The 6,142-nt window shown below is 56.6% G+C and carries 6 protein-coding genes; all 6 read left to right on the forward strand.

What is annotated here, in order from left to right; all coding sequences use genetic code 11:
- Window positions 1-842 precede the first annotated feature (842 nt).
- Window positions 843-2,333 carry an anthranilate synthase component I gene (gene trpE, locus R6U41_RS02600; RefSeq protein WP_410268273.1) on the forward strand — a complete coding sequence of 497 codons (1,491 nt, stop codon included), beginning with the start codon at window positions 843-845 and terminating at the stop codon, window positions 2,331-2,333.
- A gap of 9 nt (window positions 2,334-2,342) precedes the next feature.
- Complete coding sequence (locus tag R6U41_RS02605) at window positions 2,343-2,930, forward strand: anthranilate synthase component II (RefSeq protein ID WP_181550537.1); 588 nt, start codon at window positions 2,343-2,345, stop codon at window positions 2,928-2,930.
- Between the two features lie 13 nt (window positions 2,931-2,943).
- A complete protein-coding gene (trpD, locus tag R6U41_RS02610; RefSeq protein WP_410268274.1) occupies window positions 2,944-3,960 on the forward strand; it encodes an anthranilate phosphoribosyltransferase in 1,017 nt (338 codons plus the stop codon).
- Complete coding sequence (trpC, locus tag R6U41_RS02615; protein WP_410268275.1) at window positions 3,961-4,752, forward strand: indole-3-glycerol phosphate synthase TrpC; 792 nt, start codon at window positions 3,961-3,963, stop codon at window positions 4,750-4,752.
- Window positions 4,753-4,773: 21 nt separating this feature from the next.
- Complete coding sequence (locus R6U41_RS02620) at window positions 4,774-5,460, forward strand: phosphoribosylanthranilate isomerase (RefSeq protein WP_410268276.1); 687 nt, start codon at window positions 4,774-4,776, stop codon at window positions 5,458-5,460.
- A 26-nt stretch (window positions 5,461-5,486) separates the two neighbouring features.
- Window positions 5,487-6,142, forward strand: a 656-nt coding sequence (locus R6U41_RS02625) for a pyridoxal-phosphate dependent enzyme (RefSeq protein WP_410268277.1), incomplete at its 3' end; no start/stop codon positions are given.

The raw sequence follows: 6,142 nt of genomic DNA on the forward strand, positions 1-6,142 counted from the left end.
GCCTCTTTTAGCATTTCCGGTTTTTGACAGCAATCGTTGGTTTCACACATGGCTGACCTCCTTTTTTGTGCTGATTTTTTTATTGATGAGACCGTAAAAAGTTCTAAAACTGGTATGACTGCGAATCAATAAAAAAATAACTTCTTGATTTTACTTAACACTTAATCACTTAAAACTTAACACTGCCTGTAAAAAAGACTTCCAAGGAAGTCCAAGGGCGGGGTCGGTTTTTGAAGCGACATTGAGCATTTACGGAAAAATTCAACAAATGCCGGAGCGCCAAAATTTCAAACTGTTTGAGGCCGACAGGCCGAGTTTTTGAAATTTTAAGCGAAGGCATTGGCTGAATCCGTAAACGGTCAGGAGCGAAAAAACTGACCCCGGCCGCAGGGCTTCCTTCCTGACAAACAGCGGACGCGGTAAAAAGCTTTTTACGGCGCCATCATATTTAAAGGATTCATACCGAAATGTGAGTTCAAACACAAATGAAAAACCCGCACAAATTTTTGCTTGACAAATCCGTTAAAAAACTTTTATTTTTTCCTAAAATAAACAAATTCGAACAAACCGGCCATCGGGCCCGAATTCGCCGAATCTATCGGAAAGACCCATGTATTTATTTGATCTGCAGACAATGAAAACAAACCAAAACTGGTGGTGGCGGACCAGCATAGCGGGGTCTGCCTTTAAACCGGTTTAAATCAGCCATAGCGCAAGCAAAAAGACCGAGGCGGCCCATGAGCCCCCGGTCTTTTTTTATTTTCAAAAAAAGTACACCAAAAGGCCGCGGGGCAAACCCGCGGCCTTTTTTGTTTACACCCAACACGGAAGGAGCATCTCACATGCGTCTGCGACAGTTTCCGGACAAAGACACGTTTGAACAATATTTCCGCCGCCACAACGTGGTGCCGGTCTGCCGGGAGATTTTAGCGGACATGGAAACCCCGGTATCGGTGATCAAAAAGCTGTATTCCAACCAGTCCCCGGCGTTTCTGCTCGAAAGCGTGGAAGGCGGGGAGCGCTGGGGCCGGTACAGTTTCCTGAGCACCTCTGCGCGCACCCGGGTCCGGGTGTATGCTCACAGCGTGGAAACCGAAAAAAACGGCCGGACCGAAAAAATCGAGCACAACGGCGATCCCCTCACGGTTCTGCGCGGGCTCATGCAGCGCTACAACCCCGCAATCATCCCGGAACTGCCCCGGTTCTGGGGCGGACTGGTGGGCTATTTTTCCTATGAAACCGTGTGCTTTTTCGAGGCCATTGAAAACCGGCTGCCGGAAGACCAGCCCATGGCCGACTTTGTGATCCCCGACGAGATGCTGATTTTCGACAACATCAAAAATACGCTCATGATGGTGGCCATCTGCTTTAAAAACGATAATGCAGACGCACAAGCCGCCTACCAGGCTGCCGGGCAGCGCATTGACGCGCTTCAAAAAACCATCCTGGAAAAAACCGCCCGCAGCACGGCCGGCCAAAACCAAGCCGATCCTGTCAGCCTGGAGCCGGTCCATGACGCATCGGTTTACAAAAAAAACGTGGAGATTGCCAAATCCCGCATAAAAGACGGCGAGATCATCCAGGGGGTGATCTCCCAGCCCTTTTGCGCCAACCGGCCCTTTGATGATGCCACGGCCCTGTACCGGGCCCAGCGCTATATCAACCCGTCGCCCTACATGTTTTTCATGCACCTGGATGACACCGTGCTGGTAGGCTCATCTCCTGAGACCATGGTACGGCTGGAAAACAACATCGCCACTTTAAGGCCCATTGCCGGCACCCGGCCCAGGGGAAAAACCGAGCAGGAGGACCGGGCCCTGGCAGACGAGATGCTTCAGGACGAAAAGGAACGGGCCGAACACCTTATGCTGGTGGATCTGGGCAGAAACGACCTGGGCCGGGTGGCGGAAACCGGTACCGTGCAGGTCACAGACCTGATGGTGGTGGAGCGCTACTCCCATGTGATGCACCTGGTCTCCAACATCACCTGCGATCTCATGGAAGGCGTGGACGCCTGGGACTTGCTGGCCGCATCCTTTCCGGCCGGCACTTTGAGCGGCGCCCCAAAAGTGCGGGCCATGGAGATCATCTCAGAGCTGGAATCCGAACCCCGGGGGCCCTACGGCGGGGCCGTGGGCTATATCTCCTTTCACGGCAACATGGACCTGGCCATTACCATCCGAACGGCGACCATCAACCAAAACCGCCTGACCGTCCGGGCCGGGGCGGGCATCGTGGCCGACTCTGACCCGGAGGCCGAATATACCGAAACGGTCAACAAGGCCATGGCCATCGGCCGGGCCCTGGAACTGGTTCAACAACAACTGCAATAAGGGGCGGACATGATATTTGTCATCGACAACTACGACTCGTTTACATACAACCTGGTGCAGTATCTGCGGCAGCTTGGCGCGGAGGTGGAAGTGCGCAGAAATGATGCCTTTGACATTGCCTATCCGGATACTAACCCGGTTTCCGGCATCGTGGTGTCCCCGGGCCCGGGAAGCCCGGAAAAAGCCGGCTTATCGGTTGAAACCATCGCCCGGTATTCCGGCCAAATCCCCATACTCGGGGTATGCCTGGGACACCAGGCGGTTGCCCATGCATTTGGCGGAAAAATTGTTCACGCAAAATCACTGATGCACGGCAAGGTCTCCACTGTGACCGCGGACGGAAAAACCATATTTTCGCGCATCAGCAAACCGTTTGCCGCCATGCGCTATCATTCCCTGGCCGTGGATGAAAACAGCCTGCCCGAATGCATGGAAATCAGCGCACGCACCGAGGACGGCGAAATCATGGGCCTTCGCCACCGAACGCATCCCACAGAAGGCATCCAGTTTCACCCGGAATCCATCATGACGCCCACGGGCAAACGGATTCTGCGAAATTTTCTCAAGATGTGCACCACCGGCCAGAACCCATCATAAACGGAGGACCGCCATGTTCCGAGACCTGCTTTACAAGATTTACCAGCGAAACAATTTGACCGAGGAGGAGATGTCGGCCATGCTCGGTGAAATCTTTTCCGGCAACACCACAGACGCCCAGGTGGGCGCATTCATGGGCGCACTGGCAACCAAAGGCGAAACCTATGCCGAACTTGCCGGCGCGGCCCGGGCGATGCGCAAAAAGGCCATCCGCATTGAAACCATGGCCCGCGACGTCATCGACACCTGCGGCACGGGCGGAGACACCTCCGGAACCTTTAACATCTCCACGGTCACCGCGTTTGTGGCCGCAGGCGCCGGGGCGGTGGTAGCCAAGCACGGCAACCGCTCCATTTCCAGCCAGTGTGGCAGCGCAGACGTGCTCGAGGCCATGGGCGTCAATCTGGAGGTGGACCCGGAGATCGTGGAGGAAGCCATTGCCGAAATTGGCATCGGATTTTTGTTTGCCCCGAAATTCCACGGGGCCATGAAATACGCGGCCAACGCCAGAAAGCAGGTGGGCCTGCGCAGCATTTTCAACATGCTCGGCCCCCTGACCAACCCGGCTGCAGCTAACCGCCAGCTCGTGGGCGTGTTTGCCCCGGAGCTCACGGAAATGTTTGCAAAGGCCCTGCAGCGCCTGGGGACCAAACGGGCCCTGGTGGTCCACGGACACGACGGCCTGGATGAAATCTCGGTGTGCGCCCCCACCCGTGTGTGTGAATTAAACCAAGGGCAGATATCCACCTATGACATTTCACCTGAGACCTATTTCGGCCGCACGGCCGCACCAGAGGAAATCGCCGGGGGTGATCCGAAACAAAATGCAGAGATCACCAAAAGCATTCTTTCCGGGGAAAAAGGTGCGCGGCGCGATATCGTGGTCATCAATGCAGCCGCCGCCCTTGTGGCCGCCGGGCGAGCCGAATCGGTTGAAAACGGTGTTGCCATGGCTGAAAACGCCATTGACTCGGGCGCTGCCATGGATAAATTAAATGCACTGATTGAATTTACCACGGAGAACGCGTAAATGGCCGCAGATATTTTAGACCGGATCGTAGCGCACAAAAAAGACGAGGTGGCCGCCTGCCGCACGCAAACCCCCTTGTCTGTGCTAAAAGACCAGGCCCGGACAAAAACCGCCGGCCGCAGATCCTTTTACGAGGCCCTGGCCCGGCCCGCAGACCAGGTGCGCATTATCACGGAAATCAAACGGGCCTCGCCGTCAAAAGGCGACATCTGCGCAGATCTGGACCCTGCGGCTTTGGCCAAAGCCTATGCCCGCGGCGGGGCGGCTGCTCTTTCGGTATTAACCGACCGGGCATTTTTCAAGGGAAGCCCGGCAGATCTCGTGGCCGCCAGAAACGCCTGCAGCTTGCCGGTATTGCGCAAGGATTTTGTGATATCCGATTATCAAATTTACGAGGCTGCGGCCTGGGGTGCGGATGCGGTGTTGCTGATCGTGCGCATATTGTCCAAACAACAGCTCTTGGAATTTTCCGGCCTGTGCGCCGAACTCGGCATTGACGCCCTGGTGGAGGTGCACACCGAATCCGACCTGGCAGCCGCAATAGATGCCGGTGCCGCCGTCATCGGCATCAACAACCGGAACCTGGCCTCGTTTGACACAGACATTGAAACCGCCATGTCCTTGTCAGCAAAACTCGGCGCCAAACAGATCGCAGTGGCTGCCAGCGGCATTTCCTCCAGAAAAGACATTGAGCAAAACCTGAAAGCCGGCATTTCCCGGTTTTTGATCGGAGAAAGCCTGGTTACGGCCGATGATCCGGAAAAATTTTTAACCCGCCTGATTGGCGGATAACCCCACACGGACAAACAGATCATGTATACCGGCTATTTCCCGGAAATCAAACACGATCGCATCCAGGTGAAAATCTGCGGCATCACGGCCGTGGAAGACGCCCTTGCCTGCGCGGCCTGGGGCGCTGATGCCGTGGGCCTGGTGTTTTATCCCAAAAGCCCCAGGTTTGTCACCACGGATCAGGCCGCGCGCATCGCATCCGTGCTCCCGTCCCACGTGGCCCGGGTGGGGGTGTTTGTCAACGAGTCCTTTGACACGCTTATAAAAACCGCGGCTGCCTGCGGGCTTACCGCAGTCCAGCTCCACGGAAAAGAATCGCCGGCGCTGGTGCAAAGGCTGCGGGAAAATGATGTGTTTGCCGTCAAGTGCCTTTATGTCAACGGCGTGCCCGGCATTGACGCGGCTGGGGCATATAACGCCCCGGCGTTTCTGGTGGAGTGTTCTTCGGGCAAACTGCCCGGGGGCAATGCAAAGATCTGGGACTGGTCTGCGGCCCGGGCCTTTGCCCAAAACCATCCCACCATCATTGCCGGCGGGCTGGATCCGCAAAACATAACCCAAGCCATTGGCCGGGCCGCCCCGGACGCAGTGGATGTCAGCTCGGGCGTGGAATCGGCCCCGGGCAGAAAAGATACAAAAAAGGTGCGCGACTTTATCTATGCCGTGCGCCTTTGCAAACCGGAAAATCCCACAAGGAGAATATTCTGATGTCTAATACCGGCGGCAGCCAAAACATGCAGGAAAACAGCGACTTTACCCGATACCCGGATGAAAGGGGCCACTTTGGCATCTACGGGGGCCGCTACGTGGCCGAAACCCTGATGCCGGCCCTGCTGGAATTAAATGAAGCCTACCGCACACACGTCGGCGACCCGGGGTTTCAAAAAGAACTTTACGGCATGCTAAAAGACTTTGCCGGCCGGCCCACGGCCCTGTATTTTGCCGAGCGGCTCTCCCGGAAAACCGGCGGTGGGGCCATTTACCTAAAGCGCGAGGACCTTGTCCACACCGGGGCCCACAAGATCAACAACACCCTGGGCCAGGCGCTTTTGGCCCGGCACATGGGCAAGACCAAGGTCATTGCCGAGACCGGCGCCGGCCAGCACGGGGTGGCCACGGCCACCGCAGCCGCGTTTTTCGGCATGGAATGCAAGATTTTCATGGGCACCGAAGACATCCGCCGCCAGGCCCCCAACGTCAACCGCATGGAGCTTCTGGGCGCGCAGGTCGTGCCCGTGGAATCCGGCACCGGCACCCTCAAGGACGCCATGAACGAGGCCATGCGCTACTGGGTATCGGCCGTGCGCGACACGTTTTACGTGATCGGCTCAGTTGCCGGCCCCCACCCCTACCCGGCCATGGTGCGCGACTTTCAAAAAGTCATCGGCGA

Source organism: Desulfosalsimonas sp. (assembly GCF_046483245.1).
In the GTDB taxonomy this organism is placed as follows: Bacteria; Desulfobacterota; Desulfobacteria; order Desulfobacterales; family Desulfosalsimonadaceae; genus Desulfosalsimonas.

Excerpts from the sequence above, each read along its gene's own strand:
- trpC (WP_410268275.1), top strand. The coding sequence starts at position 3,961 with ATGGCCGCAGATATTTTAGACCGGATCGTAGCGCACAAAAAAGACGAG.
- R6U41_RS02620 (WP_410268276.1), top strand. The coding sequence starts at position 4,774 with ATGTATACCGGCTATTTCCCGGAAATCAAACACGATCGCATCCAGGTG.
- trpE (WP_410268273.1), top strand. The coding sequence starts at position 843 with ATGCGTCTGCGACAGTTTCCGGACAAAGACACGTTTGAACAATATTTC.
- R6U41_RS02605 (WP_181550537.1), top strand. The coding sequence starts at position 2,343 with ATGATATTTGTCATCGACAACTACGACTCGTTTACATACAACCTGGTG.
- trpD (WP_410268274.1), top strand. The coding sequence starts at position 2,944 with ATGTTCCGAGACCTGCTTTACAAGATTTACCAGCGAAACAATTTGACC.